The sequence below is a fragment of the Micromonospora sp. NPDC002717 genome (assembly GCF_040295705.1).
Lineage (GTDB): Bacteria > Actinomycetota > Actinomycetes > Mycobacteriales > Micromonosporaceae > Micromonospora.
Window position 1 is genome coordinate 85,954 of the sequence record NZ_JBEOVW010000017.1, and the last position, 25,977, is coordinate 111,930.

25 protein-coding genes and 2 pseudogenes are annotated in these 25,977 nt (G+C 71.3%); 9 read left to right on the forward strand and 18 right to left on the reverse strand.

Annotated elements, in window-relative coordinates:
• Positions 1–230: 230 nt before the first annotated feature.
• On the forward strand, positions 231–1,007 hold the full coding sequence (locus tag ABT006_RS23970; RefSeq protein ID WP_350709755.1) for an alpha/beta fold hydrolase: 777 nt from the start codon (positions 231–233) through the stop codon (positions 1,005–1,007).
• Positions 1,008–1,279: 272 nt separating this feature from the next.
• On the opposite strand, the gene ABT006_RS23975 is transcribed toward ABT006_RS23970, so the two are convergent.
• Both ABT006_RS23975 and ABT006_RS23980 read right to left on the reverse strand, forming a co-directional pair.
• On the reverse strand, positions 1,280–2,065 hold the full coding sequence (locus tag ABT006_RS23975; RefSeq protein WP_350709757.1) for a VOC family protein: 786 nt from the start codon (positions 2,063–2,065) through the stop codon (positions 1,280–1,282).
• A gap of 82 nt (positions 2,066–2,147) precedes the next feature.
• Positions 2,148–2,664, reverse strand: a pseudogene (locus ABT006_RS23980) (VOC family protein); the annotation flags it as partial.
• 498 nt (positions 2,665–3,162) lie between these two features.
• Here ABT006_RS23980 and ABT006_RS23985 point away from each other — a divergent pair.
• The gene (locus ABT006_RS23985; protein WP_350709759.1) at positions 3,163–3,612 is read left to right on the forward strand and encodes a DUF1062 domain-containing protein; all 450 of its coding nucleotides are present in this window, start codon (positions 3,163–3,165) and stop codon (positions 3,610–3,612) included.
• A 98-nt stretch (positions 3,613–3,710) separates the two neighbouring features.
• Here ABT006_RS23985 and ABT006_RS23990 read toward each other — a convergent pair whose 3' ends face one another.
• A complete protein-coding gene (locus tag ABT006_RS23990; protein ID WP_350709761.1) occupies positions 3,711–4,841 on the reverse strand; it encodes an FAD-dependent oxidoreductase in 1,131 nt (376 codons plus the stop codon).
• On the opposite strand from ABT006_RS23990, the gene ABT006_RS23995 reads away from it, so the two are divergent.
• From ABT006_RS23995 to ABT006_RS24015, 5 genes and pseudogenes are all read left to right on the forward strand, one after another.
• On the forward strand, positions 4,770–5,591 hold the full coding sequence (locus ABT006_RS23995; protein ID WP_350709763.1) for a TetR/AcrR family transcriptional regulator: 822 nt from the start codon (positions 4,770–4,772) through the stop codon (positions 5,589–5,591). The two genes, ABT006_RS23990 and ABT006_RS23995, sit on opposite strands and share 72 nt — an antisense overlap.
• A 258-nt stretch (positions 5,592–5,849) precedes the next feature.
• Positions 5,850–6,554, forward strand: a complete 705-nt coding sequence (locus ABT006_RS24000) for a DivIVA domain-containing protein (protein ID WP_350709765.1) — start codon at positions 5,850–5,852, stop codon at positions 6,552–6,554.
• Between the two features lie 207 nt (positions 6,555–6,761).
• A complete protein-coding gene (locus tag ABT006_RS24005) occupies positions 6,762–7,520 on the forward strand; it encodes a DivIVA domain-containing protein (RefSeq protein WP_350709767.1) in 759 nt (252 codons plus the stop codon).
• 652 nt (positions 7,521–8,172) lie between these two features.
• Positions 8,173–8,553, forward strand: coding sequence for a VOC family protein (locus tag ABT006_RS24010; RefSeq protein ID WP_350709769.1), 381 nt, complete (start codon positions 8,173–8,175; stop codon positions 8,551–8,553).
• Positions 8,554–8,588: 35 nt separating this feature from the next.
• A pseudogene (locus tag ABT006_RS24015) lies at positions 8,589–8,729 on the forward strand (hypothetical protein); the annotation flags it as partial.
• A 41-nt stretch (positions 8,730–8,770) separates the two neighbouring features.
• Here the strand turns inward: ABT006_RS24015 and ABT006_RS24020 are convergent.
• From ABT006_RS24020 to ABT006_RS24045, 6 genes are all read right to left on the reverse strand, one after another.
• Positions 8,771–9,370 carry a class I SAM-dependent methyltransferase gene (locus ABT006_RS24020; RefSeq protein ID WP_350709771.1) on the reverse strand — a complete coding sequence of 200 codons (600 nt, stop codon included), beginning with the start codon at positions 9,368–9,370 and terminating at the stop codon, positions 8,771–8,773.
• A 20-nt stretch (positions 9,371–9,390) separates the two neighbouring features.
• Positions 9,391–10,770, reverse strand: a complete 1,380-nt coding sequence (gene tnpB / locus ABT006_RS24025; protein WP_350709773.1) for an IS607 family element RNA-guided endonuclease TnpB — start codon at positions 10,768–10,770, stop codon at positions 9,391–9,393.
• Positions 10,767–11,345 carry an IS607 family transposase gene (locus ABT006_RS24030; RefSeq protein WP_350709775.1) on the reverse strand — a complete coding sequence of 193 codons (579 nt, stop codon included), beginning with the start codon at positions 11,343–11,345 and terminating at the stop codon, positions 10,767–10,769. Before ABT006_RS24030 ends, tnpB begins: the two co-directional genes overlap by 4 nt.
• 133 nt (positions 11,346–11,478) lie before the next feature.
• Positions 11,479–12,429, reverse strand: a complete 951-nt coding sequence (locus tag ABT006_RS24035) for a M56 family metallopeptidase (protein ID WP_350709777.1) — start codon at positions 12,427–12,429, stop codon at positions 11,479–11,481.
• On the reverse strand, positions 12,426–12,818 hold the full coding sequence (locus ABT006_RS24040) for a BlaI/MecI/CopY family transcriptional regulator (protein WP_350709779.1): 393 nt from the start codon (positions 12,816–12,818) through the stop codon (positions 12,426–12,428). The genes ABT006_RS24035 and ABT006_RS24040 overlap by 4 nt, the downstream gene beginning before the upstream one ends.
• Positions 12,815–13,276 (reverse strand): hypothetical protein, encoded by a 462-nt coding sequence (locus tag ABT006_RS24045; RefSeq protein ID WP_350709781.1) that lies wholly within the window; start codon positions 13,274–13,276, stop codon positions 12,815–12,817. The genes ABT006_RS24040 and ABT006_RS24045 overlap by 4 nt, the downstream gene beginning before the upstream one ends.
• An 87-nt stretch (positions 13,277–13,363) precedes the next feature.
• Between ABT006_RS24045 and ABT006_RS24050 the strand changes: the two genes are divergently transcribed.
• Together ABT006_RS24050 and ABT006_RS24055 are read left to right on the forward strand one after the other, a co-directional pair.
• On the forward strand, positions 13,364–14,125 hold the full coding sequence (locus ABT006_RS24050; protein ID WP_350709783.1) for a DsbA family protein: 762 nt from the start codon (positions 13,364–13,366) through the stop codon (positions 14,123–14,125).
• A complete protein-coding gene (locus tag ABT006_RS24055; RefSeq protein ID WP_350709785.1) occupies positions 14,122–14,982 on the forward strand; it encodes a cytochrome c biogenesis CcdA family protein in 861 nt (286 codons plus the stop codon). Before ABT006_RS24050 ends, ABT006_RS24055 begins: the two co-directional genes overlap by 4 nt.
• A gap of 97 nt (positions 14,983–15,079) precedes the next feature.
• Here ABT006_RS24055 and ABT006_RS24060 read toward each other — a convergent pair whose 3' ends face one another.
• The 9 genes from ABT006_RS24060 to ABT006_RS24100 all read right to left on the reverse strand — a co-directional run bounded on the left by ABT006_RS24060 (position 15,080) and on the right by ABT006_RS24100 (position 25,975).
• Positions 15,080–15,286, reverse strand: coding sequence for a hypothetical protein (locus tag ABT006_RS24060; protein WP_350709787.1), 207 nt, complete (start codon positions 15,284–15,286; stop codon positions 15,080–15,082).
• Positions 15,286–15,729, reverse strand: a complete 444-nt coding sequence (locus tag ABT006_RS24065; protein ID WP_350709789.1) for a hypothetical protein — start codon at positions 15,727–15,729, stop codon at positions 15,286–15,288. Before ABT006_RS24065 ends, ABT006_RS24060 begins: the two co-directional genes overlap by 1 nt.
• The gene (locus ABT006_RS24070; RefSeq protein WP_350709791.1) at positions 15,713–17,569 is read right to left on the reverse strand and encodes a hypothetical protein; all 1,857 of its coding nucleotides are present in this window, start codon (positions 17,567–17,569) and stop codon (positions 15,713–15,715) included. The genes ABT006_RS24065 and ABT006_RS24070 overlap by 17 nt, the downstream gene beginning before the upstream one ends.
• The gene (locus ABT006_RS24075) at positions 17,566–18,873 is read right to left on the reverse strand and encodes a lipopolysaccharide biosynthesis protein (RefSeq protein WP_350709792.1); all 1,308 of its coding nucleotides are present in this window, start codon (positions 18,871–18,873) and stop codon (positions 17,566–17,568) included. Before ABT006_RS24075 ends, ABT006_RS24070 begins: the two co-directional genes overlap by 4 nt.
• Positions 18,874–18,948: 75 nt before the next feature.
• Complete coding sequence (locus tag ABT006_RS24080) at positions 18,949–19,764, reverse strand: polysaccharide deacetylase family protein (RefSeq protein WP_350709794.1); 816 nt, start codon at positions 19,762–19,764, stop codon at positions 18,949–18,951.
• Positions 19,761–22,169 carry a glycosyltransferase gene (locus ABT006_RS24085; protein WP_350709796.1) on the reverse strand — a complete coding sequence of 803 codons (2,409 nt, stop codon included), beginning with the start codon at positions 22,167–22,169 and terminating at the stop codon, positions 19,761–19,763. Before ABT006_RS24085 ends, ABT006_RS24080 begins: the two co-directional genes overlap by 4 nt.
• Positions 22,114–23,157 (reverse strand): phosphotransferase family protein, encoded by a 1,044-nt coding sequence (locus ABT006_RS24090; RefSeq protein ID WP_350709798.1) that lies wholly within the window; start codon positions 23,155–23,157, stop codon positions 22,114–22,116. The genes ABT006_RS24085 and ABT006_RS24090 overlap by 56 nt, the downstream gene beginning before the upstream one ends.
• Positions 23,154–24,470: a hypothetical protein gene (locus ABT006_RS24095; RefSeq protein ID WP_350709800.1), complete on the reverse strand. Its 1,317-nt coding sequence runs from the start codon at positions 24,468–24,470 to the stop codon at positions 23,154–23,156. The genes ABT006_RS24090 and ABT006_RS24095 overlap by 4 nt, the downstream gene beginning before the upstream one ends.
• Entirely contained in the window at positions 24,467–25,975 is a 1,509-nt protein-coding gene (locus ABT006_RS24100) for a GH39 family glycosyl hydrolase (protein ID WP_350709802.1), read from the reverse strand. Before ABT006_RS24100 ends, ABT006_RS24095 begins: the two co-directional genes overlap by 4 nt.
• Positions 25,976–25,977: the final 2 nt, after the last annotated feature.

A 25,977-nucleotide genomic window follows, 5' to 3' on the forward strand; every position in this document is an offset into this window, starting at 1 on the left:
GGCTCCAGTCCGCCGACGGCTCACCGGCGTCCGGATTTGCCGCGAGCCGCGCGGTGTGGTCGTCCGACCGGATCTGCCGATGAGCAGACGTTCGCCCCGCGCCGGGATCCAATAGGTTGACTCTGATCAGGTCAATCCGACCGACCGGATTCCCTGTCACCGAGGGGCCACGTCGGCCCCGGGGTAGTGATGGGCGATCGCGAAGATGTGCGGGAGGCTGTACGACTGCCATGAGCTCTGCACGTTCACCTTCCGAGCCCCTTTACTTCACCGAGCGTGGATCGGGGCCGCCCCTCCTGCTCGTGCATGGGTTGATGGTCACCGGCGAGATGTTCGAGCCGGTGATAGAGCACTTCGCCATCCGGCATCGCGTGATCGTTCCCGACCTGCGCGGCCACGGGCGGAGCCGGGGACTTCCGCCGCCGTACGCGGCGACGCAGCTCGCATCTGACCTGTCGCAGATGCTCGACCATCTGGGCATCGACTCCGCCACCGTGCTCGGCTACTCGCAAGGCGGTGCGATCGCGCAACAACTGGTCCTCGACTTCCCCGGTCGATGCGACCGTCTTGTGCTCGCTTGCACCTTCGCGTTCAACATGGCGACCCGTCGCGAAAAGGTTGAGGGTCACCTCGTGCCGCTGATGCTCCAGGTCCTCGGCATGCGGCTGTCGGCCAAGGTGGTCGTCTCACAGGTGGCACCCGAGCTCGGCAAGGAACGTGCCGACTGGCTCGCCGCCATCATGGCGGACCAGGACCGCAAGTTGATGGTGTCGGCCTGGAAGCAGACGATGGCTTTCGACAGCAGGCGCCGGCTGGCGGAGATCGCACGTCCGACGCTCATCATCGCCGCTTCGGACGATCAAGCGGTACCGATCCACCACGCGAGGATGCTCCACGACGGCATCGCTGGTTCCCGGCTGGTCATCATCGACGATGCTGACCACGCGCTGATCTGGACGCACTCCGACGAGTTCGAGCGTGTGACCGACGACTTCCTCGGGGCCTGATCGGGCAAGGTCCGCGGCCAGATGGGCTGCCGTCCAAATTTGTCTGTCCTGACGGAGTGGGCGGCCGATGGCAGGGCGACAGGTGAGGGGATCGGCGGCGGGTGTCACATCCGGATCTGTTGCCGCTGACAAAGCGCGGCATCCGTGGGCGCGCCATGGGCCGTATCCGCGGTGCCCGATCGGCGACGAGAGTGACGAGCGGGGTGGCGGCGTCAACCCGGCCGGTGTAGCCAGGCCTCCTCGCCGCCGACACCCGCGCCTGATCGTCCAGGTCACGCAACGCCAGAACCAGCGCGCGGAGTAGTCCCGAGGATCGAGAAGAACACGCCCTGTGGATCGGTGAGCACCGCGAACCGGCCCCGCGTCAGGTCCGTCGGTTGGACGGCGACCGTCGCGCCCATCCCGAGCGCCTCGGCGACGAACCTGTCGGTGTCGGTGACCGCGAAGTAGACCATCCAGTGGGACGGGAGGTCACCCCAGTCTTCGCCGATCATGGGCATCATCCCGGCGACGGGACGACCGTCCAGCTGCCAGGTGGTGTAGGTGATCGAGCCCATCGGTTGGTCGTCCGCCGCCCAGCCGAACACCGACCCGTAGAACTCCTTGGCCCGGTCCCACTCCCGCGTGGTCAGCTCGGCCCAGGTCAGCGAGCCGGGCACGTCGAACACCTCGGCCCCCGGCATGCCGAGCGACTGCCACACCCCGAACGGCGCCCCGGCCGGGTCGGCGAAGAGCGCCGTCCGCCGGGAGCCGGGGACGTCGAAGGGCTCGGTCAGGATCCGGCCGCCGGCGGCGGTCACCCGCTGGCAGGCCCCCTCGGCGTCGTTGGTCGCCAGGTAGGGCATCCAGGCAGGCGGCCGTTGCGGGCCGGCCCCCAGCCCGGCACCGGCCACCGGTTTGCCCTGCTGGTGGAAGACGAGGTGACCGTCAGCCGCGGGTTGCCGGTCCGCCTCGGCGACGGCCCAGCCGAACAAGGGCGCGTAGAAGCGCGCCGCGCCGGGGAGGTCGGTGGTGACCAGGTCAACCCAGGCGGGTGCTCCCGGTGGGATATCTGTCATGGCTTCGGCTTCGCTTCCTCTGCTCGGGCAACTCTCGGCGGGATGGCGGCGGGCGGGCCCGACAGCCGACAGCCGACGGCCGTCAGCCGGCACCGGCGCGGGCGAGGGCGATGACGTTGAAGAGGGCGCCCTGCGGGTCGCGAAGGCCGGCGCGGCGGCCGGCCGGGCTGGCCCGAGACGGGACCAGGATGGTGCCACCCAGCTCGCCGGCGCGGGTGGCCGCCGCGTCCGCGTCGACCACGGAGAAGTGCACCGACCAGTAGGCGGACGAATTCTCCGGAAAGTCGTCGCCGAGCGGCATCAGCCCCGCCACGATCTGCGCGCCGTGCCGCCAGCCGGTGTTGGTGATCGTTCTCATCGGCTGGTCGTCCGGGTGCCAGCCGAGGACCAGCTCGTAGAAGACCTTCGCGCCCTCCGGGTCGGGGGGTGACCAGCTCGTTCCAGGCCATCGCGCCGGGGATGTGGAACACCTCGGCGAGTTCCGGGTGGCCAGGTCGGTCCAGCAGGGCGTGCCCGGCGGGACGGTGCTCACGTCGACCCCTCTCGACTGGGGGGCGGCCACCGCCGGCACGCCCTGCCGGCATCGTGGCACCGTTCGCGCGTCGTACGGGGCGGATCGGGCGAATCGTCAGCTGAACCGTCGTCCGGATCAGCCGCGATGCGAGCGCCGCCGTGACGACTACGGATGTCCGGGCTCGGGCTTTCGAGGCGGCTTTTCTATCCTCTGTTCACCGATCCGCCGCGGCAGGTAGGCGGTCGTCCCCCGCGAGGCTGCCGAAGGACAGGGCGAAGGCCAGCGGGAGGAACAAGTCCCACCGGGGTGGACGGACTACGGCGGAAAGGGCCGCGCGGGCGATCGGCGCGTGGTCGACGCCGACCCCGCCCCTCAGTGCTCGGCACCAGGACAAAAATTGGTGGCCTCGCCAGCCCGTCCCGCCCTACCTTGCAACTGGATCTTCTTCTCCGACCTACTCACGAGAGGACTTCACCCCGCGTGACGCCGCCTGCTCTTTAGACCTGACACCATCCCCGCGCATCGGTCGCCGACGTCGCCGTCGGCTCTTTCCCATGCCCTCCGTCAGGTCTTAAGAGAGATCATGTCTACGCGTCCTCATATCGTTCTGTCCTGGGCCGTTCGGCTCACGCGCCTTCCCCTGCTCGCATTCCGCTGCGTTTACTGCCATTCCGGCCTCGTCAGCGCCGGCGACGGGAAGTTCCGCGTCAATGCCAACGGCAAATTCCTCGACACCTGGCGCCTGGTCGCCTGCGTTTCCTGCGACCGCGCCAGCAAAGTCACCGTTCATGATCGCGTCCCGGTCCGGTACCTGGATCCGATCCTTCTGGGGGGCCACTCCGGTACCTTCCCTGCCCTCGTCGCCCGCGTCCTTCTCGACCGTCCTGCTCTGAGCCGCCGCCGTGGGCCTGAGCCAGGGCGAGAGGCAAGGTGGCCTTGCCCCGGACTGCATCACGCGGCGGTCCACGCGCGGTCGCTCGCGACCGGGCGCGAACGAGGGTCAGGGCCGGCCCGATACCGGCGACGAAGGTGAACGCCCGGATGCACCCATCCGGGCGCGCCGGTGAGCGGACGTCCGATCTTCGGGGGCAGGAGGGTCTGTCAGGGCGAGGCCGGCTGCGTTGCGCGTTGTCAATCTGCGGGTGCCGGCTCGGCGGGCCGCGGCGTGAAGAAGCGGATGATGTCGTCGGCTGCGGTGGGGGAGAGCATCATTGCTTGGACTCGTGCGGACATTTCGGCAATCGGCTGGATCCTGGTGAACATCGCCTCCTCGTACGTCTGGATCGCCGCGTCGGGGTCGGCGGGGTCGGCGGCGAGTTCGGCGGCGAGTTCGGCGGCGTCGAGCATGGCTTGGTTGGCGCCCTCGCCGACCGGCGGCATGAGGTGCGCGGCGTCACCGATGAGGGTGATGCCCGGTTGGTGGGCCCAGCGTGTACCGGTGGGCATCGCCTCGATCCTGCGTGGGGTCGGCGGGCTGTCGCCGGCCTCGATGAGTGCGGTGAGGCTGGGGTCCCAGCCGTCGAACATGTCCAGCAGAGCACGCTTGCTGCGGTAGGTGTCGAGGTGGCGATCGTCCGCGGGTAGGGAGATGCCGACTCGGATGCTGCCGTTGCCGAGGCGTTGTGCTGCCAGGATCTGGTTCACGCCGATGCACCAGAGGTTTCCGGGGCCGACCAGATCGGCGAGATCCGGGTGGCGCCGGTCGACGTCGCTGATGGTGAGCTCGGCCAAGGTGGCCACGGAGGACAGTGTCGCGTCGGTCAGCAGCGACCGGACGACCGAGCGTGCGCCGTCCGCGCCGATGAGGACGTCGCAGTCGGTGCTGCGGCCGCCATCGAACGTCAGTCCGAAGCCTCCGTCGGGTCGTGGCGTCGCCGCGACGAGCCGGTGCTGCCAGGCCACCGCGTCGCCGGGGAGCGAATCGAGCAGAAGATCACGCAGTGCGCTGCGGTCGATCTCGGGGCGCCCGGAGTATGAGCCGGGTTGTGGCTTGTGGTGCACGAGGGTGCGTCCGGCCGGGTTGAGGATGCGATGTTCCTCGCCTTCCGGCCGTGCCTCGGACCGGAAACGGCCGGCGAGGCCCGCATCGGCCAGGGCCCGTTGCCCGGACTCCGGGTGCAGGTCGAGCGATCCGCCCTGTGATCGCGCGGACCGGCTTGCCTCGCGTTCGTACACCACCGCGTCGATGCCGTGCCGGTGCAGGATCCGGGCCAGCGTCAGGCCGCCGAGGCCACCACCGGCGATCGCGATTCGCATCACCATCTCCGTTACCGTACGCTGTATCGTATGGATACGCCGTACGGTAGCGCACCGCTGCCCGTCTGGGAACGGCCCGAGCCTCAGCCGCGGGCGGCGCCGGTGCCGCTGAGCCGCGCGAAGATCGCCGCCGCGGCTATCCGGCTCGCCGACGCACACGGCCTCGAGGAGCTGTCGGTACGCAAGATCGCCAAAGAGCTCGGTGTCGGTCCCATGCGGCTCTATGACTACGTGTTCAACAGATCCGAACTTCTCGACCTGATGGTCGACGCCGTGTATGCCCAGATCGCCGAGGCCGGCCAGCACTCCGAGTGGCGCGCCACGGTACTGGCCATCGTTCACCGGACCCGCGACGCCGCTCTTGATCATGAGTGGTTCGTCGACCTGCTCGGCGCAAGGCCGCATCTGGGTCCTCACGCGCTCGCCGTGGGCGAAGCCACCGCGGCGGCGCTCAGCCAGGCCCCTGGCGTGCGCGGTATCGACGATCTCCAGCGGGCCGTGGGCGCCCTCAACGCGTTCATCGTCGGAGCACTCCGCAGGGAGATCACCGAGCGACGCACCGCCCGGTCAACCGGCACCGACGTGTCCGCTTGGCAGGCCGCCCTCGGGCCCTACCTGACACGCATGCTCGAAACGGGCCGCTACCCCACCATCGCCCGGCTCGTCATCGACGGCGCCCACCTCAACGCCGAGGAAACCTTCCACCACAACCTGATCACCATCCTGGACGGCATCACCAGCAATCCCCGCACGTGACCTACCGCTCGCACGCCAGTACCGGCTCACTACACCTCGATCAGAGATCCGGATCCGCCGCCGGCCGTGCGCGGGGACGTCACCCCTAACGGCCTGCTGATCTTCAAAGGCAGATCGAGTTTGCGGTACGGTGCCGCCTGACGAAGGCCGCCGACCGTGTGACGGTGCCGGCGATCGAGAAGCTGCCACATCCGCCGCACGATAGCCGGTCCCTGACTCGACGGCGATGTCGCTCAGCGACCGATCCAAGGAGTTCCGATGCCTCTGACGCCGGCCGACATTCACAACGTGGCCTTCAAGAAGCCCTCGCTCGGCAAACGGGGATACGACGAGGAAGAGGTGGATGCCTTCCTCGACGAGGTCGAACGTGAGATCCAACGGCTTGCGGACGACAACAGTGCTCTGCGGGCGCAGGTGGAGACCGGCGACGGCGGCCACGGCCGGCTGGGCCTGGAGTTGCAGGAACTGCATGCGCAGTTGGGCCGGCTGCAACGAGAGCGGGCGATCGCCGAGGAGGCCGCGCAGGACGCGCAGCGACAGTTGGAGTTGGCGCGCGCTCAGGCCAGGGAGGTCGCACCTGATGACGAGGGCAGAAGCCTGCCGGTGCTCATGATGGCGCAGCGTACCGCCGACGATTATTTGAGCAAGGCGCGTGCGGAAGCCGATGAACTGCTGTCGGGGACCCGAGCGACAATCGAGAGAATAGTTCGGGAATCGCAGGCCGAGGCACGGGAGACGGAGATGCAGGCCGTTGGCCGCCACAAGGAGGCCATTGAGGGCCTCGACGTCAAGGTGGCGGAGGCGCAGCGGCACATCATCACTCTCAATCATTTTGCCCAGGACTACCGCAAGCGCCTCCAGGAGCATCTGTCGAGCTTGATGAACGACATGGGTGGTGACGGCAGCAGGGACAACGACCGCGGTGCCGCTGAGCTGCCGGCCCAGCTCAGGCCCGAGATCTGAGGCACCGTCACGACCGCGGGTGGTTGTTTCGGTCGGTCCGCCGGCTGACGGCGGGGGACAGGGGCGCGGGTGGTCCGCTCCGATGTAGCTCTGCGCGAGGGCCGCTCGTAACGACGACGTTGTCTATGCGCTGCCATCCCTCTGCGCCGGCCGGGGTAGTCTGTCCGGCGCGACGCCGTGACCGCGGGCAAACTCCAGGGAGCCAAGATGCCACTAACTCCGGCCGACATCCACAACGTCGCTTTCAAGAAGCCTCCGATCGGCAAGAGGGGCTATGACGAGGAGGAAGTCGACGCTTTCCTCGACGGAATCGAACGTGAAATCATCCGGCTGATCGAGGAAAACGAATCGCTGCGCCGAAGGGTCGTGCAGGGCCCGTCGAACCACGAGGCCGACGGGCTCAGCGCAGCCGGCTACGCCGAGCTGTCAGAACTGCGGTCGAGGCTCCAGCGGGTGATCAGTGAGAAGGCGGACACCGAACGGGTCCGGGACCTGCTCCAGGCTGACCTGGAGCGCGCCCGCGCGCAGGCCGGGGCGCGCGCCGAAGGGGGCGCGCAGGACGGCCAGGTGGCCCGCGTGCTGGAAATGGCGCAGCAGACCGCGGATGGCCACATCGAGGACGCTCGACGCGAGGCGGACCGGCTGGTCGGGAGCGCCCTGGGTGAGGCGCAGACGCTGGTGGAGGAGGCCCAGGCGACCGCCGGACAGGCAGAGGAGACGGCCCTCCAGCGCTACCACGACGCCATCCTCTCGTTGGAGAACGAGCGCGACGCCCTACAGCGGAGGATTGAAGAGCTCACCGGCTTCGGGCGCGACTACCAGGAGCTCCTGCGACTCGAGGTGACGCGCCGGATGGACAACATGGAGGACATCCCCAAAGCCGGTCCGGTCCCGGTGTTCGATGAGAACGCCTGGCTCCGCTACCGGCTTCCGGGTCGGCAGAACGTCAGTGGCGACGTCCGCTGACACGCCGTGCGGCAGGTGCTGCTCGGCTCTCCGGTGAAGCCCACAGCGGCTGGTTCTGCCAGGTGTCCCCGATCGGCGCCCGCACCTGAGCCGGCGGTGGACAGCGGGCGCCCCGCATCGCGGACCGGCCTGGCCCAAAGGAGGGGGCGCTCGGCGGTTCCTGGCGTCGCTGGTCGTGCCTGCTCCCACCTGCCGGTCTCACCGAGCCGGCGCCGACCTGTGACGACCGGGCGGAGGCCACCGCCCCGGGCCGAGCATCCCGGGTCGGGGCTGCGCAACGGGGGTGGTGTCGGTGGAGCACCGGGTCGTGCTGGCCCCGGTCCAACGGGCCGTCTTCAACCCGGACGAAACGGCTGCGCCGTGACGAGCTGCCCGACCCGCTAGCCGCCCTGGACGCCCTGCTCCGGCTGCACCCGGCGCAGGAAGGAGGATCCTTCTACCTCACCCCATCCGGGAGTGGTATGCCCGGGTGGACCCGCGACCGTCGCACGCCCTCTCGTCGGACGGCCGGGTCAGGAGGTAGATCACCGGGTGCCTGGCGGGCGTACCTGGCATGCGGCGAGCCCAGAGCGGCCACGATGATGGCAAAGTGGAACAAAGTGGAAGTCTGTCGGCCTGGTGATGATTACCCTGTCGTAGGAGGTGAGCCATCATGTTGACAGACGCACCGGTGCAGGCGGCCATTCCCGCAAACGACATGGAGCGGGCCAAGCGGTTCTATCGCGATACCCTGGGCCTGACCATGTCGCAGGAAGCCGAGGACGCAGTCCATTTCGACTCCGGCGGAACGCGGTTCTTCATCTATCCCACATCGAACGCCGGGCAGGCGCCCCACACGTTGGCGGCCTGGCTGGTCGCCGACCTCGACGCCGAGATGGCGGACCTCCGGAGGCGCGGCGTGACGTTCGAAGAATACGATCTCCCTGGCCTCAAGACAGTCAACGGCGTCGCAGAGTTTCCGACGATGCGCGGCGCCTGGTTCAAGGACAGCGAAGGCAACATCCTCGGCGTGAGCCAGCCCCGCGAAGGTTGACCCCTGTAGTCGCCAGTCTGCCATGAATAACGACCATGAGATCTGGTCGATTTTGCCCCCGGCGCACACCCAAGCCCCCAACACTTCAGGTCAGGCCCGGCTGCCACAACGACAGCCAGGAGCTGCATCTGATGCGGGGCCTGAAGCAGCTGTTCGATCCGCGTGGGCTGATGAATCGCGGCAGGGTGCTGCCGGGGCGACCGCCTGTAGGGAGCGGTCACGGGCGGGTCGCGGCCACCACGGTGTCCAGGGCGTCGACCGTCTCGTCCCCCACCCGGACCGGACGCCGGGCCGTCTCGGCCCGGCTGATCTGCATGCCGGGCAGCTCGGCGACCACCATCTCCGGCGTCGGCAACACCGCGGGATCCTGCGGGCCGCCAGTGTCGGCGGTGAGGTTGGCCAGGTCGTGGGCGACGAGGACGAACGACCCGCCGGGGCGTACGGAGGTGGCCGCGTGCCGCAGGACGGTGGCCAGGTCGGGGCGGGGCAGGTGCAGGTAGGCGATGAGTACCAGATCGTAGGCGCCGGCTTCGGGCCGGTAGGTGGTGACGTCGGCGACCTGCCAGTCGATGTCGACGCCCCGTTCGCGGGCAAGGTCCTGGCCGCGTCGCACGGCCACGGCGGAGAAGTCGACGGCGGTGACGCGCCATCCGCGTTCGGCCAGCCAGACCGCGTTGCGACCTTCGCCCGCGGCCAGGTCGAGCGCCCGGCCCGGCGGCAGGTCGGCGGTCTCCTCGACGACGAACCGGTTCGGCTCGGCGGTCCAGACAAGTTCGGGGGCGTCGGCGTAGCGGGCATCCCAGTCGGCACTGTCCACGTTTCGGCTTCCGTTACCTTTCAGTGCGCTCTAGTGAGCACATGATCAGCAGTCCCGCCTTGCGGTGGGACGGTCCCGGTCTGACCGGCGGGCGCCGTGCCGGGTTGACGCTTCGTAGCCACCAGCCCGCCAGGGCGGGTCTTACGGTCGGCTCCACGTCCTGCCACCGGGCCACTCCCGGCGGTGTCGAACTGCGCCGCCAGGGCGGCCAGATTCGAGGCGGCGTTGCGGTCGCGGTCCATGACCAGGCCGCACGCCGCGCAGTGGTACTCACGCTCGGACAGGGCCAGCTTGGCTTTCGCCGCGCCACAACCCGAGCAGGTCTTGGAGGACGGATACCAGCGGTCGGCCACCAGCAGACGGCCACCATTCCATCTGGTCTTATACGCCAGCTGGCGGCGGATCTCGGTGAATCCGGCGTCGGTGATGTGCCGGGCCAGACGCCGGTTTCGCAGCATGCCGGTGACGTTGAGGTCTTCGACCACGATCGTGGCGTGCTCGCGAGTCAGCCGCGTGGTGAACTTGTGCAGTCCGTCGCGGCGCAGGTTCGCCACCCGGGCGTGTGCTCGGCCGAGCCGGTTCGCGGCGCGCTGCCACCGGTACGACGCGCGGCGGCCGGTGCGCCGATCCGGGCCCTGCTTACGCGACAGCGCCCGGCCGAATGTCCGCAGCCGGGCCTGTGCACTAACGAGGTGGCGCGGGTTGGGTACCAGTTCACCGGTGGACAGCACCGCGAGGTGCTTGATACCCACGTCCACGCCGACCACCGACCCCGGTCGGGCTGGGGCGCCTTCGGCGCGCTCCACCTCGCAGGTGAACAACACGTGCCAGCGTCCGCCGTCACGGCGCACGGTGGCGGACATAATCCGCGCTGTGCCGTTGTCCAGGCGGCGGGCGAGTTTGCGGGCCGACTCGTGCAGCTTCAACCGGCCCAGCCGGGGCAGCACCACGTGCATGCGGTCGGGTTCGACCCGGATCGCCCCGGTGGTGAACCGCACCGACGGGGTGGTGCGGCGGCGGGACTTGAACCGGGGGAATCCAACCGGCCGTCCCTTGCGCTTGCCTGAGCGGGAGTCGGCCCAGTTCTTCAGGGCGCGGGCGAGCGCGTCCAGGCCGGTGTTGAACGCCTCTTTGGAGCAGTCCCGCCACCACGGCGCGACGTCCTGCTTGGCGGTGTTCCACGCCTTGCGCAGCGCGGGCAGCGACCACGACACACTCTCGGTGAGCTGGTCGTCCGGCACGCCGTAGGTGCGCTCGGCGGTCCGCTGGTCCATGACCGCCTTGACCCGGGCGAGCGTCCAGTTGTGCGCCACCCGGGCCGCGCCGGCGTGCGCGAGCACGTCACGCTCCTGCCCTGGGGTGAGGTCCAGGGCGAAGCGGTACGCCTGGATCGTCTTCACGCCAAGCCCTCTGTGGCGGCCTCGACGGCGCGGCGGGCGCGGTTCGCCGCGGCGCGGCGGCCGTACAGGCGGGCGCACAGCGACGTCAGGATCTCGGTCACGTCGCGCACCAGGTCGTCGTCCACCTCGGCCGGGTCGACCACCAGCAGCCGTCGGCCCTGCGCGGCGAGAGCGGCTTCGACGTACTCAGCGCCGAAGCGGGCGAACCGGTCGCGGTGCTCGACCACAATGGTCGACACGGCCGGGTCGCGCAGCAGGGCGAGGAACTTCTTGCGGTGCCCGTTGAGCGCCGAACCGACCTCGGTCACCACCCGGGACACGGCCAGACGCTGGCCGGTGGCCCACACAGTGACCCGGGCGACCTGCCGGTCCAGGTCCGCCCTCTGGTCCGCCGATGAGACGCCGGCGTACACCACAACCTGCCCGGAGGCTGCCGCCGCGCCTGTCACCGGCTCGCCGACCATGATGAGCCGGCCAAGCCGGTACGTGGGAACGGGCAGCGTCCCAGCCTCGTAGCGCCGACGTGCGGTCGCATACGAAACGCCCGTCGCCGCTGCCCACTCCTTCAAGTTCATGCCGTCATTCTAGCGGACTCCTGAGCGCTCCTGACTATCGGAACGCCAGCAGTTGTCAACCCTTCGGGTTGGCGGCGTCTTCCGCCTCTCAGCATCGCCCGGCAGGTGAGGTGTGAGCGGGTCTTTCCCAGGCTCAGCCGCGGGCGGAGGTCTGTGAGTGTGAGCAGGTGGTTTCGTGCACGGCGATCCCCGCGGCTGTTGCGGTCGTGACCAGGGGAAACATCAGGAGCAGGGTGACGGCGGCGGCACCGAGCAGACCGCGTGCCGCCGACCTGGGTGGGGCGGGGGTGAGTAGTCGGCGCACCCGGTCCACGGCGGTGCCGCCGGCGCCGAGGGCGTGACCGGGGGTGGTGTCGGCGAGTCGGACGATGGCGGCGGCCACTGTGTGGCGGCCGTGCTGTGCGCCGGCCCGGTCGTCGGCGAGGTGCTCGACGAGGCGGCGGATCTCGTCCTCGGCGGCGCGGGCCAGGGGCAGCCCGGGCAGGGCCCGGTGGAAGGCCGCCGCGACGGCCACGAGCAGGTGGTGACGACCGCGTAGATGGGCGCGTTCGTGCCGCAGCACCGCATCGAGTTGCTGCGGGGTCAACGCGTCGAGCGCGCCACGGGTGACGACAACGTGTCCGGGTCTGCCGGGCAGGCAGTAGACCATCGGCGTGGCGTGCTCCACGACGGTGCAACCGCCCGTCGCTCCTGGTCGGGCCACGGGGGACAGCGCCGCCAGGTGGTGTCGCCGCCACCGTCGGGCCGCGTGGAGGGTGGCGACCGCGCTGATCGCGAGGCGGGCGGCGAGTGCGGCGGTGGCGGCCAGGGCGAGTGCGGCGAGGGTCCCGTTGGGAGCGCCGAGGCGGGCCAGCGCGCGGGCGCAGGCCTCGACGACGCCGTCGAGGCCGGCGGCGAGCGCGGCTGGCGGCACGGCGACGAGCAGCCCGGCGCTCAGCACGGCTCCGGTTGCCGAAGCCAGGGCGCCGAGCCACAGGCCGACTGCGACCCGTGGGGCGGCCCGACTCCAGGACCGGGCGGCGATGGCGCGGGGCGCAGCCACGGCGACGGCAGCTGCCCAGACGAGCAGGAGGAGACTGATCATGTCGACTCCTGCCGGTCGTGCAGGATGGCGCGCAGCAGGGCCGCCTCCTCGGGGCTCATGGTGTCGACGAACCGGGCGAGGGCGGCGTGCTGGTCGCTGGCGGAGGAGAGCGCGTCGGCCATCACCTGGCTGATGTGTTCCTCTCGGCCGATGCGGGGCCGGTAGCGGTAGGCGCGGCCGACGAGGTCCCGCTCCGCCCAGCCCTTGCGGTGAAGATTGTCCAGGACCGTCATCACCGTCGTGTAGGCCAGGCCCTTGTCGGCGAGCGAGTCGACCATCTGCCGGACCGTGAGCGGGGCATCCGCTGCCCAGAGCCGGTTCATCACCTCGGACTCCAAGGGGCCGAGGGAGCGTTCCGCGCCGCGGTCACGGCGCCCGGGCCTGATCACCGCTCGACCCTTCCGCCCGACGCGGGCACCGGGCACTGCCGTTCACCGAGCAGCCGCCGCCGCAGCGCCCAGCCGAGCAGGCCGATCGAGGCGGCGGCCAGTAGCGGTTGGGCCGGCGCGAACCAGGTCATCGCGCCGCTGGTGCCGAGCGCGAGCAGCACCAGCTTGTTGCAGACCGGGCAGCCCACCGCCAGCAGTGACAGCACACCGCCCACCGCGCCCACCTGTTGCTCCGCCCGAGGGGACCGCGTGGCGCCCGCAGGCCGGACGTAGGTGGCCAGCAGCAGGCCCGACAGCGTCGCCGTGACGACCAGGACCGGCCAGGCCCACCAGGTCACCGGAACGCTGCGGCCGAACAGGGGCGTGTCGAGCAGGTCGGTCGGCACGGCGATCACCACTGCGGTGACGACACCACCGACCACCGCGGCGGCCAGCCGGCGCGGCGTCCAGCTCCGCATGGTGCTCCTCCTCAGCTTCGTACGAACCATCATAGTACTAGAGTGGATAGTACTAAGACGGATAGTAGAAGTGTCCAGGGAGCCACCATGAAGCCCTCCGCCCGTTCCGCTCCGCGTCGGCCCGTACGCCGCGCAAGTGGGCCGCACGCCATCCGGCGCACCGCCGGATGGCTCGGTCCCGTGCTGGTCATCGCCGTGGTCGCCGTGCTGATCGTGCTCGGCCGGCCGTCCTCCGACGCAACGCCGGCCGTGCCCGGCGGACAGGCGGCAGGCCCCGGGGAAGACCGGGCGAACCCATTCGCCGGGCTGGCCCGACGGACACCGGGAGACCCGGTGGCACTGGGCGAGCCGGACGCGCCCGTCGTGATGCTGGAATACTCCGACTTCCAGTGCCCGTTCTGCCGACGGCACGCCCGGCAGGTCGAACCCCGGCTGATCCGCGAATACGTCGCCAAGGGTCTGGTCCGCATCGAGTGGCGGGACCTGCCGTACCTCGGGCCGGAGTCCCGGGATGCCACAGCCGCCGCCCGCGCCGCCGGCGCGCAAGGCAAGTTCTGGGAGTACCACCACGCGCTGTACGCCGAGGAACGGCGGGTCAACAGCGGGGCCCTGGACGACGAGGCGCTGCGCGCCGCCGCCCGCGAACTCGGGCTGGACCTGGCGCGCTTCGACGCCGACCGTGCCTCCGCGGTCACCACAGCCGCAGTCGACCGGGACGAGCAGGAGGCCACCTCGATGGGGATCACCGGCACGCCGGCGTTCATCGTCGGCGGCACCCCGATCATCGGCGCCCAGCCGTTCGAGGCGTTCAAGCAGGCCATCGACAAGGAGTTGGAGCTGGCGCGATGACCGACGTCGGCTACCTGGCCGCGCTGCTCGGCGGGACGCTCGCCTTGCTGAGCCCGTGCAGCGCGATGCTGTTGCCGTCGTTCTTCGCGTACGCGTTCGGCAGCCCCGGCCGCCTCGTGGCGCGCACCGGCGTGTTCTACCTCGGGCTCGCCGCGGTCCTGGTGCCCCTCGGCGTCGGTTCCTCGGCCATCGCCGGCGTGTTCTTCCGCAACCGCGACACCCTGATCCTGGTCGCCGGTTGGGCGATCATCGCGTTGGGTGTCGTACAACTGGCCGGACGCGGTTTCGCCTTCGGCCCCGCGCAGCGCTGGCTGGGCCGGCTGACCGGAGACTCCCCGGCTTCGGTGTTCGCCCTCGGCGCGGTCTCCGGGCTCGCCGGTTTCTGCTCCGGGCCGATCCTCGGCGCGATCCTCACGGTCGCCGCCACATCCGGTCAGCCCGCTTCCGGTGGGGCGCTGCTCGCCGTCTACGCCCTCGGCATGACCGCGCCGTTGCTGCTGCTCGCCCTGGTCTGGGACCGGTGGCGCATCGGGCAGCGGCGGTGGCTACGGGGCCGGGGCCTGACGGTGGGCAGGTTCCAGGTGCACAGCACCTCCCTCGTCTCCGGGCTGCTGTTCATCGCGCTCGGCGCGTTCTTCCTGGCCTTCGACGGCACCGCTGGGCTGGCCGGCGGCCTGGGCCTGACCGACGTCGAGGGCGCGGCACAGGAGTGGGTGGCCCGCACCCTCGGGTCCGTGCCGGACGAGGCGACATTGCTGCTCGTCGCCGCCGCGCTGGCCGTCCTGCTCCGCCGCAGACGGCGGAACGTCTCGGGCCAGGCCGCCCGGCAGGAGACCCCGACGAGGCCCCGCTCGTGACGTGCGGGAGCTTCCGGGGCCGATTCCTCGCACTGAAGTCCGCGAGGTCCCAGCGGCCTGCGACCGCCACGGCCTGTGGGGACCGGGGGAGCGGCCGTCAGCTCAGGTCACGGAACCGCTGAAGGATGATGATGACGAACGCGACGAGTACCGGTGCGGCGACCATGTCGAGGATCCGCAGGGTCTTCCGCCGCGCCGGCCCGGTGAGCTGCACCACGATCCGGGAGCTGAGCGTCAGCACCAGCAGGGCGAGCACGGCCGCCTGGACGGGCCCGGCCCGGGCCGCGGCGAGGGCGATGTCCATCACTCCGCCTCCATCCGTCGCCTCCGGCGGTGCTGCAGCCCGCACCGGGCCAACTCGATCAGGGCGGCCAGCGACGCGATCGCGGTGACGACGGCGAGCCCGAGCGGCGGTGACCATCGGTGCAGATGGATCATCCCCTGCGCGACCAGGACGCCGAGGGCGAGGCTGAGCGCGACGCCGACGACGAACCGGCTGGGGCCGTCCGGTATCCGGATCAGACGCGCGAAAGCCAGTCCCGGCGCCACGGCGAGATAGCCGAGGACGACGACCGCCCGCAAGATGCCCGGCACGTCCCAGAGAACGACGTTGAGAACGCCGGCACTGGCGAGAAGTGTCACCAACGCCGGCCAAGGCGAGAGCGGGAGAGCCCTCACTGAGGAAGCAGCCGGTTGCTCGGAGAAACGCCGATCGGCGGCCGCGCAGGACTCAACGATCTCCGTCACCACCGCCCCTTTCACCATCGCTGAGGACATAGACCCGCGCCTCGGGGTTGGTGTAGACAAGCCTGAACCGTCCTGAGTCGACGACCTGGCGTTCCAGGTTTTCGCCCCAGCCGCGCGGCTTGCCCAGGAACGACTCCGCGAAGACGAACTGCCCCTTCGTCATGATCAGGTACGCGCCCTTCGGGTTGCGCCGCATCTCTTCCTCGATCGCCATGACGCTCGTCGGCCCGAGGTCCTCGCCGAGGGGCCGGTACCGGTACCGTTCGACGCCCTGCGCCCGCCAGGGGACGTTGGACGTCACCGAGACGAACGAGACGCCCTCCGGAGCGTGTCCGTAGAGCCACTCGACGGCTTGATGGTCGGCCGGGCGTACCTGCTCGAACGCCTCGTTCCCGTATCGGGCGACGAAGAACGCGCCGATGAGCACGGTACTCAGCGCGCCCGCGATGAGGGCCGAGGTGACGCGACGCCGCGCCGGCCACACCGGGACCAGCAACGCGGCCAGCAGGATCGCCATGAACGGCAGGGCGAAGGCGTAGACCCGAAGGAAGATCTCGCCGCCGTAGCTCTGCATCCCGAGGAGGAGGAACGGTGCCCCGGCGAGTGCCAGCAGACCCAGGTCGGCATCACCCCGGCGCATTCGTCGCCACGCGCCGGCCGCGGCCAGCCCCCAGACCGACACCGCGAGGACGAGTCGCAGCAGCACGACCATCTGGTGCCCCTCGTCGCCCCGCACCCGTTCGACCGCCCCGTCGTTGATGGTGCCGCCGACCTGTCCGAAGTTGCCGAACATGTCGTCCAGGTGCCCCGCCCAGTACACGACGGCCCCGTAGCTGATGTAGGCCATGAGCACGACGGCGAGCAGGACCGGCAGCGTGCGGAGCGTGCACCGGCGGACCAGCGCCAGCGCACCGACGGCAACCACGATCGCGATCGGGGTGAGCTGATGGCTGACGGTGCTGGCCGCGAAGAGGGCGAGGATCACCGCCACCAGACCGACCAGCGACGCCGGGCTGGCCTGATGGGCCACGGGTTCGAGCAGCAGCGGCCTCGGCGGCAGCCGGAGCAGGCGCAGCAGCAGACCGACCGGGCTTCGCCGGGGCCGCGTGCGCTGCCGGCCGCCATACCGGACGGGCCGGAACCAACGGAGCAGCAGCATCAGCAGGACGAGGTAGAAGAGGTAGTTCAGCGCCTGGGGGCCGAAGTAGTCCTGCCCGACCCAGTTGGCGGGAAAGAACAGCCAGAGGGCGAGCCACGCCGTCCGCGCGTCAGCCGACGTCACCCGGGCCAGCCGGAACGCCGCAGCGCCGTAGAGCAGGTTGAACGCCACGGGCGCCCAGGCGAGCAGCGGCATGGCGTCCGGCATCCCGGCCGCCCGCGTGGCCATGGCCGCCAGTGCGAAGAATCCGGGCCAGCTGAAGCGGGCGTCCAGCTCCGGCAGCGTCTCCCCGGTACGGGCGATGTAGTCGGCGAAGCCGACGTGCAGCCAGCCCGGGATCATGCGCGGCAGTGGTTCGATGATCGGCGCCGCACCGAAGAGCAGGACGACGAGCACCACCACGTGTGCGGCGAGCAGGGTGTCCGAGGCCGGGCGGGTGCGGAAGACGCCCTGCAGGAAACTCGCGGTCAGCACGGCCAGTGCGGCGTACAGCTCGGGCCGGAGCGCGGTGACCAGGCCGAGCGACCCGATGTCGGCGACGTCCCCCCGCCGCAGGGCCCAGACCCCGAGCGCGAGCGCCGCCGCGGGCGCGGCCCACTCGACGCCAGCAAGCAGGCCCTCCCGGATCCGCTGACCGGCGGTGGCAGCCGGGGCGGCCAGCAGTGCGCCGTCACCGCTCACGACGCGCGCCGCAGCAGCTGGATCATCGACGGCAGGACGGCGCCCGCCACCACGACCTGTCCGGCGAGGTAGGCGACGCCGACCCCGACGACCCCGATCTCGGCCATCGCGACCAGCGCCAGCGACAGGACCAGCGTGCTCGTGGCCGCGTGCACGGCGATGATCCGCCCCACCCGGCGTTGCACACGGGACGCCGCGACGAAGACGGTCAGCACCAGCTTGGGCAGCACCGCGATGGCGAAGAGCCGCAGCGTGCCGGAGCCGGTCGCGGCGTAGTCGCTGCCGAACAGGGTCAGCAGCAGCGGCGCCGACACGCAGAGCAGGATGACCGCCGGTACGAAGAGGAGCAGGCCCCGTCGCAGCACCTGCCGCGCGTACGCCGCGAGGCGCGACTCGTCGGCGGCGGCCTCCACGGTCAGCGAGGTGCCGAAGTGGTACGCCACCAGTTCCAGGGAGCCGCCGAGCAGCCAGGCCACGTAGAAGACGCCGTTGGCTTCGGCGCCCAGCCGGGCGGTCACGATCAACGGCAGCGCGTTCGTGCCGGCCTGCATGAACAGATATCCGACGTAGTCCAGCGCCACGAACCGGGCGAGCACCCGGCGGGCCGGCAGCGCCGCTTCGGTGCGGCGGGCCCGCTGCCTGGGCAGCAGCCGGCGGAAGACCAGCACGTTGACGGGGACGAGCGCCGCGACAACCGCCAGGTTCCACGAGACGAAGATGCCCAGGGTCGGTACGGCGCCGGCGAGCAGCACCAGCAGCGCGATCTTGACGAGCCCGAAAATGGTGTTCTCGATCGGGACCCAGACGACACCGCGCAGGGCGGTCAGCACGCTGTCCTGCAGGGTGAAGACGCACCAGGCGGCGACGGAGAGGGCGAACGCCACAGCGAGCAGGGGAGTGCGGTCCAGGAAATCGAGCCGGTCGGTGACCCGGGGGGCGAGCAGCAGGAAACCGCCGCTCAGGGCGAGCGCCGCGAGACAGGTGAGCCCATAGGAGTACCCGACCAGCCGACTGCCCTGACCGGCGGCGGCCGGTAGGAAGCGGGCGAGCGCTCCGTTCAGATTGAGCTGCGCGAGGTTGCTGAGAAATGTCATCGTGGACACCATCGCCGCCCCGACGCCGAGTTCGACCGGCGAGTAGAGGCGGGCGGCGAGAGCCCAGTACGCGATGCCGAGCAGTGAGCTCACCGCCGTGTTGAGCATCAGCGCGTAGACGTTGCCGTTCAGCGGGTCGCGCAGGTGCTGCCGCAGCCGTACGCCGATCGGCTCGGCGACGGTGCCGACGCCGGGAGTCGCGCGACCCACCGACGGGTCCGCCGTCCCAGCTCGCTGGGCACTCACGACATCAGCCCTCCCCCCGTCCCCGTGCTCTCCCCGCGGTCACGACGTCGGCCGGCTCAGCCGCGGATCCGCACCGTGCACCAGATGGCGGGCCCGTCGGTACGCGCGCCAGCCCCTGGTGAGCAACCGCTCGCCGTGCCACGCCAGCGGCCAGCCGGTGCCGTCGAGCAGGGCCCCGATGCCGGCGACACCGGTGTCCCGCTCGATCAGCACCCGGGCGATGGCGAAGACGTCATCGCCCGGGTGGCTCAGCGCGTTCTTGACGCCACAGGCGGAGGAGTAACCGGCGGCGCGCACGGCGGTCCGCACGGCGTCGCTGTGGTAGCCGTACGGATAGGCGAAGGACCGGATCGGCGTCCCCAACCCGTCCTCCAGCACCTGCCGGCTCCCGGCGACCTCCTGCCGCAGCTCGGCTCGGCGGAGGCAGTCGAGGGCGCGGTGGCTCTGGCTGTGCGACCCGATCTCCACCCCGTGCGAGCGCAGATCACGCAGCTGGTCCCAGTCGAGTGACGGATCCCCGTCCGGCGGCGGCGTCGCGCCCACTCGCGCGGCGATGACGAACGCCGTCGCCGTGAGCCGGTACCGGCGGAGCACCGGCAGTGCGGTTTCGGCGAGGTCGGGAAAGCCGTCGTCGAAGGTGACCAGCACTGGTCGCGGCGGCAGCGGGGCCAGCCCGCGCAGCACGGCCGCGTAGTCGCTGACGGTCATCGGCGTACGCTCGCGCGCCCGGATCAGCGCCATCTGTTCGTCGAAGTCGCCCGGCGACACCGACCAGCGCAACGTGCCGTCGCGGCGCAGGTCGCCGACGCTGTGATAGCAGAGGACGGGGACGACGATCTCCGCTGCCGGGTTCATCGGCGGCTCCTCGCGAATCGGACCGCGGCGGCGGCGTAATGGACCGGCCCGAGCGCCAGCCCGCAGAGTTCAACGGCCGTCAGCCAGGCGGGGTAGCCCTTCTGCTTGCGGCCGTTCTTCGCCGAGCCGGGCCGCAGGGCGTAGGCGACGCCGCGGGGCAGCCGCGCCAGCAGCTCCCGCCGGGTGGTGGGGTCGTTCGCCAGGCATTTCGTCAGCACCGCGCCGAGGCCGACCCCGTACTGGTACATGGTCCGTCGTAGCGCCCGCACCTCACGTCGGTGGGTGTGCCAGACAATGGCCCCCGGCTCGTACGCCAGCACGTGACCGGCCAGCACCGTACGCAGCAGGACGTCGATGTCCTCCCCGCTGCGCAGCCGCGGATCGAAGCCGCCCAGCCGCAGCAGCGCGTCCCTGCGCAACGCCATGTTGGCGCCGGAGCCGTACGAGCCGGGCAGGTACGGGTGCAGCGACCGCGGTGGAAGGTCCACCCGACGGGCGGCTCCCGCCTCGAGCGTGGCGAACCCGGCCCGGTCGAACCGCCGCCGCTGGCAGCCCTTGCCGTAGCCGCCGTACTGCTCCAGCCAGATCTGCGACGGCGTGTCGAGTTCCCGGGCGAGGACCTGACCGGTCACCGCGGCGACGTCGTCGTCGGTGAAGCCGTCGACGAGGCTGCGTAGCCACCCCCGGTCGAGGATCACGTCGTCGTCGGCGTAGGCCACGATCGCGCCCCGAGCCTCGGCCAACCCCCGGTTGCGGGCGTGCGCGACGCCGGGTCGCGGCTCTCCGGCGTAGCGGAACCGGGGATCGTCGGCGGCGCGCCGGGCGACGATACGCGCCGTTTCGGTGACCTGCGGCGCGTTGTCCACGACGACGATCTCGTAGTCGGGGTAGTCGAGCGCGGCGAGCGAGTCGAGGGTGGACTCGAGCAGCGGTGTGCGTCCACAGGTGGGCACCACCACGCTGACGAAGGCGGAGTGCTCCACCGCCCGTCGACGGGAAGGACACGACCCGGCGTCGCCGGTTGCGGCCGCGTCTGAAAGGTGCGCCTCCCCGGGGCCGCCGGTCTCCTCGGCCGGCTCGGAGTCGAGGCGGTCGAGCGCGGGCAGGCCGTCGTGCCGGCGGTGCGCGTCGATCGCCGCGGACAGCCGGGACCGGATGGTGGCGGTGAGCGCCGGCGCAGCCAGCCCGCCGGCCGGCAGCGGGACATCGACCAGCCCGAGCGGCTGCCCGTGCAGCCGGACCAGGACCTGCGCGGCGGCGTACCGGATGTCGTCCGGCCCGCCGGTGTCGGGTACGTCGGGCACCCCCTCGGACAGCTCGACGGTGACCACCCGCACGGGCGCCGGACCCGTCCGGCGCCGGGGGACCGGCGTGCTCACCGCCTGAGAGGCGCGAAGGGCGTGGGCCGAGACGTAGCCGGCGGTGGTGACCAGCAGCCCGGCGACGATCGCTGCGGAGCGCAGCAGCCCGGCAGAGTCGCCGTGCCGGAGCTGGCGCATGCCGCGGCGCACTCCGGCGGGCAGGGTGCGGCGGGTGTACGTGCGCTCGGTGGCGAGGCCGGCGTCGCTGCCGACCAGCCGGGCGACCACGGCCTTGGACCGCCCCTCCGAGAAGCACCGCTGCCGGAAGTAGCGCCACTTCGCCCGGTCCGTGGTCACTCGATGCCGCACCCGGGCCGCCGGCTCGTAGAGCACCACGCCGTCCGGTTCGAGCTGCCGGATACGGATGCAGAGTTCCGTCTCCTCGCAGCCGACCGGCGTCCGGCCGACTCGGCCGAGCGCCGGGTCGAAGCCCGCGGTGCGGTCCAGGATCGACCGCCGGAAGGACATGTTGCAGCCGATGACGTTCCGCACGGGCGCGACCTCGGTGGGCTGGCCGGTGAAGCTGCACCCGACCACCCAGTCGAACTCGGGGGGCAGCCACCGTGGCCGTTCCCCCTCCCAGTCCGGCAGGGCGTGGCCGCCGACCGCGAGCACCCGCTCGTCCTGGTAGTGCGGCAGCAGCCGGGCCAGCCAGTCGGGTTCCGCCGCGGCGTCGTCGTCGAGGAAGGCGACGATCTCACCGGTCGCCCGGGCCAGCCCGGTGTTGCGGGCCGCCGAGAGGCCGCGCGGGCCGCTGCTCGGAACGACGGTCAGCTCGGGGAACGTGGCGCGCGCCCGCTCCAGCAGCGCCGGGTTGTGGTCGACGACCACGACGACCTGCGCCGGCGGTACCTCCTGCGCCAACGCGGAGCCGACCGCCCGGACGATCTGGTGCCACCGCCGCTCGGTGTAGACGCAGATGATCACGGTCGCGGTCGGGGCCGAGCCGGACCCGGCCGGCGCCTCCGGAACGAGGACGGTGATCGGCTCAGACGTTGACGAGGACGCGTTCGACGTTGCTGCGGACCCAGCGTGGATCGTCATGGTCACCTTCCGAGTCGAGGAAGAGCAGGATGTGGCGTAGCCAGTAGAGGAGGAGGGCCGGGCGCGGTGGGATGCCGTCCAGCCAGTCGGCCACCTCGCCGGCGGGGACGTAGAGCGTCCGGTCGATGCCGTGGCGCAGCGCGTGGACGACGATCTCGCCGAGTTCGTCGCCGCGGGCCAGCCGACGGGCGAGGACGTGCAGGTGCAGCAGATCGTGCAGAGGGAGTTGCCTGTCCGCGGCCTGGTCCCAGTCGACGATTCCGGTCACCTGGCCGTCCACCGAGCTGGCCAGTATGTTGCCGGGCCAGAAGTCGCCGTGGATCCAGGAGGTGTGAACGGTGCGGCCGACGAGGGCGACCATGAGTTCCTCCCGTAGCCGCCGGACCGTGTCGAGGAGCCGACCGCCACGCGGGTGGCGGGCGAAGAACTCCTCCAGCCGCCGGAGCGGGGCGTCCACCCACCCCGTCACGGCGGCCCGGTCGAGCAGGGTCCGTTCCCGGGTCTGCGCGTGGAGGTCGCGGATGACCCGGCTGGCGGAGGCGAGCAGCGCGCCCCGCCGGGCACGCCGCAGCATCATCCCGCTCGCAGGAGCGCCGCGCAGCGCCACTTCCACGCAGTAGTAACGCCCGTCGATCTCTCCTTGCGCCGCACAGTGCGGCAGGACCGGGCGCAGGGCGGGCAGGCGCGGGTCTGCCCGCAGAAGGTCGAGTATCTCGGTCTGGCGCCGCAGCCCCTCGATGGCCCGGCCGGTCCAGGGAACCTTGACCATGTAGCGGCCGCCGGTGCCGCGGCCCCGTACCGCCGCCACGGCGACGGACGTGCTGGTGAAGGCGACGGTCTCGGTCCGCCACCAGGTGTCGTCGGTGGCGGTCGCCCGGGCGACCAGGCGGGGAGCGACCGTGGCGGTCCAGCTCCGTTCGGGCCGGTGCAGCCAGGAGGCGAGCCGGTCGCGCAGGACCGGCTGCGCCCACTGGACCGCGCCCCTCACCGTGTCCTCCGCTCGACGTAGTGCCGCCAGATCCGGCCGAGCGCGTCGGCGAGCACCACTTCCGGTGCCCGGTCGGCGTCCACGCGCTCCAGGTGCGGAATCCGCCGGCGCAGCCGCCGGTACTGCTCGCGTTCCCGCTCGAGGTGCGCCGGGTCGTACTCCCCGGAGCGGCGGTACATGACCGACCCCGGGACGTCCAGCAGCAGCACCACGTCGGGTGCCGGGCAGAGCCGGCTCAGCAGCTGGAAGTACGGCCACTTGAGCCACACCAGCGGCCCGCGCGGCGGGAGCAGCGCGTCGTAGACGTACCGGTCGTAGACCACCATCCGGCCCAGGGCCCGGTGGCACGTGGCCGTCAGGTACCGGCGCCACACGGTGAACGGGCGCAGCGAAATGCGGACGGCCTGCTCGGCAACGCTGCGCGGCGCCTCGGTCGACGGCCAGAGCCCCATGTAGACCCGGCGTACCGGAAAGTAGAACGTCGACTCGAGGCCCTGCGCCAGGGTGGATTTCCCGGACCCGTCGGGTCCGAGGAGGGCGACGTCCGCGCCCCGGCGACTCCACGCCTGCAAGGGCCGCTCGATCGCGCGCAGGGTGGCCGAGCCGACGACACGGCGCGCCGCGCTGGCCGGATGGGCCCGCCACCAGCCGGCGAGCAGTTGCCGGCGGACGGCCGGCAGCGCCGCCGGACGACCGACCCGCCAGTACGCCAGAAGCATCCGGGCCGCCCGGTCCGGCAGCGCCCGGGGGAGTGGACCGTCGAGCGTGGCGTGCTCCTCCAGGTGCCGTAGACGACGGAGGTGGTGGCCGGCGACGGCGCCCTTGTCGAGCACGCAGTGCAGCAGCAGCGACCAGAACTCGTCCCCGGGCGCGAGTACCCACACGTCGTCCTGGCGGGCGCGGCGGTCCAGGCACTGTCCGGCGACCAGGGTGCGCACCTCGAAGTGACGGCCGTAGGCGAGTTCGGTCACCAGGTCGAGTTCGACCCACGAGCTGGTGGCGTCGTCGAGCCCCAGGAAGAACCGGTGACTGCCCCGGCCGTGACCTGCCAGGCGGATCAGGCCGTGGGTCTCGATGACGGCCACCGTCCGCGCGAGATCGGCCGGCGCGATCAGGAGGTCCAGGTCTCCGGGGCCGGTGAGCGCCTCCGGACCGCCCCGCAGCAGGCACCAGCGCACGCCGGCCTCGTCGAGGCCGGCCAGCACCGCCCGGGCGAGCCCGCGCGCGGCCCTCGCCGGTTCGGCCGGCCGTGGCGGCACCGCATCCCCCGCGGCCGCGGTCCTCGTCGGCGTGGTCACGTCATCGCCGCTCATCGTGTCTCCGGCGAGGGTGCGGCCGCGTCGGTCAGGCGAAGGCATCGACCCGCCGGTACGGTCGGCGCCGACGGCCAGGGGACCGCGAATTCCACCGGTGTGTCGGCCCGCAGTGGGAGATACCGGACCTCGTACGGCCCGAGGTTCAGCGGCCGTCCCTGAATCTGCAGGTCGATCCGGTCGCCGTCGTTGTGCACCAGGAGGACGCCCGCCCGGCCCCAGGCCAGGCCCAGCTCGGGTGCCGGCCAGGCGACGGCGTCGGGTCCGGCGCGGTCAGCGAGCACCTGCTGCAGCCGGGCGACCGCCTCCCCGTACGCCAGGGGCCGTCCCCCGTCGTCGCCGTTCGTCGAGCTCCAGAGCGCGGGCCCGTGCGGCTGCCCGGTGTCGCCCTGGGGTTCCCAGATCAGTGCCGCCGTCGCGCCCTGGTCGGCCATGTGCAGAAGGGCAGCGACGGCCCGGGCGGTCAGTTGCTGCTGCCCGGCGGCATAGGCCCGGCCCACGTGGAACTCGCTCCACCAGATCGGCAGGGACGTCCGCTGACGCAGCCATCGGGTGAGCGCGCCGAAGAGTTCGCCGCTCGTGGTGGTCGCCGTGATCGTGCCCTGGTCACGGGTCGACAGGCCGGCGTCGACGGCGACGAAGTCCGCGCCGCGCTTGTGCCGGAGCCAGTAGTCCAGCGCGTCGAGTCCGCGCTGGTCGACCACGCCACAGGCGCCGGCGAGTGCCGACGGGTGACTGGCGGTCTTCGCGTTCGCCCAGATGTCGATGACGACGTACGGGCCACCGACGGCGATGGTGGAGTCCACCGCCTTGAGCGCGTCGTACACCGCGTTGTAGAGCCTGGTGTAGGACTCGTAGTCCCAGCGGTTCCCGGCTGCGTTCCAGAAGCCCTTCATCTCGTTCCAGACCTGGAAGTGCCGCACGTCCCGATAGCGTCTGGCGACTGCCGCGGCGAGCGCCGCGAAGTCGGCGTAGTGCTCAGGACGGGGCGCGACCTCCAGCCGTTTCCAGTTGGTCTCCCCGGGTCGTCCACCCTTCATCCAGTCCGGGGCGCAGCAGAGCGTGATGACCGGGGTGCCGCGGGTCGACCTGATCAGGTTCACCCGCCGGTCCAGGGAGGACCAGTCGAACCTGCCCGGGCTCGGCTGCGGATTCTCCGCCCCCCAGCCGAGGATGTGCTGATTCTGGTAGCTGGCGGTCGCCATCAGGACGGCCTTGGCGGAGGTGGTGGCGGGTGCGCTGCCCCAGTCGTCGATCGAGTAGCGAGTGTGGGTGACGCCCAGGGAAAGGGTGCGCGGGTCGGGACGGTGGCTCTGTGGCGCCGACCAGTCGTATCCGGCCGCGTCCGAGCCGATCGGGAGGCCTTCGGCGTCGTCCGGCGGGTTCGAGGCGGGGCGGTCGAAAGTCACGAGCAGAGCGATCGCGGTCAGGGCCGCGGCAAGGACCAGCCACCGGTGGCCAGCAGGCCGGGACAGGCCTGGCCGGCGACGTGGGGTACGGCTCATCA

Bases quoted from the DNA above. Each gene is read 5' to 3' on its own strand.
- ABT006_RS23970 (WP_350709755.1), top strand. From the start codon at position 231: ATGAGCTCTGCACGTTCACCTTCCGAGCCCCTTTACTTCACCGAGCGT.
- ABT006_RS23975 (WP_350709757.1), bottom strand. From the start codon at position 2,065: ATGACAGATATCCCACCGGGAGCACCCGCCTGGGTTGACCTGGTCACC.
- ABT006_RS23985 (WP_350709759.1), top strand. From the start codon at position 3,163: ATGTCTACGCGTCCTCATATCGTTCTGTCCTGGGCCGTTCGGCTCACG.
- ABT006_RS23990 (WP_350709761.1), bottom strand. From the start codon at position 4,841: ATGGTGATGCGAATCGCGATCGCCGGTGGTGGCCTCGGCGGCCTGACG.
- ABT006_RS24000 (WP_350709765.1), top strand. From the start codon at position 5,850: ATGCCTCTGACGCCGGCCGACATTCACAACGTGGCCTTCAAGAAGCCC.
- ABT006_RS24005 (WP_350709767.1), top strand. From the start codon at position 6,762: ATGCCACTAACTCCGGCCGACATCCACAACGTCGCTTTCAAGAAGCCT.
- ABT006_RS24010 (WP_350709769.1), top strand. From the start codon at position 8,173: ATGTTGACAGACGCACCGGTGCAGGCGGCCATTCCCGCAAACGACATG.
- ABT006_RS24030 (WP_350709775.1), bottom strand. From the start codon at position 11,345: ATGAACTTGAAGGAGTGGGCAGCGGCGACGGGCGTTTCGTATGCGACC.
- ABT006_RS24035 (WP_350709777.1), bottom strand. From the start codon at position 12,429: ATGATCAGTCTCCTCCTGCTCGTCTGGGCAGCTGCCGTCGCCGTGGCT.
- ABT006_RS24045 (WP_350709781.1), bottom strand. From the start codon at position 13,276: ATGCGGAGCTGGACGCCGCGCCGGCTGGCCGCCGCGGTGGTCGGTGGT.
- ABT006_RS24050 (WP_350709783.1), top strand. From the start codon at position 13,364: ATGAAGCCCTCCGCCCGTTCCGCTCCGCGTCGGCCCGTACGCCGCGCA.
- ABT006_RS24055 (WP_350709785.1), top strand. From the start codon at position 14,122: ATGACCGACGTCGGCTACCTGGCCGCGCTGCTCGGCGGGACGCTCGCC.
- ABT006_RS24060 (WP_350709787.1), bottom strand. From the start codon at position 15,286: ATGGACATCGCCCTCGCCGCGGCCCGGGCCGGGCCCGTCCAGGCGGCC.
- ABT006_RS24080 (WP_350709794.1), bottom strand. From the start codon at position 19,764: ATGAACCCGGCAGCGGAGATCGTCGTCCCCGTCCTCTGCTATCACAGC.
- ABT006_RS24085 (WP_350709796.1), bottom strand. From the start codon at position 22,169: ATGACGATCCACGCTGGGTCCGCAGCAACGTCGAACGCGTCCTCGTCA.
- ABT006_RS24095 (WP_350709800.1), bottom strand. From the start codon at position 24,470: ATGAGCGGCGATGACGTGACCACGCCGACGAGGACCGCGGCCGCGGGG.
- ABT006_RS24100 (WP_350709802.1), bottom strand. From the start codon at position 25,975: ATGAGCCGTACCCCACGTCGCCGGCCAGGCCTGTCCCGGCCTGCTGGC.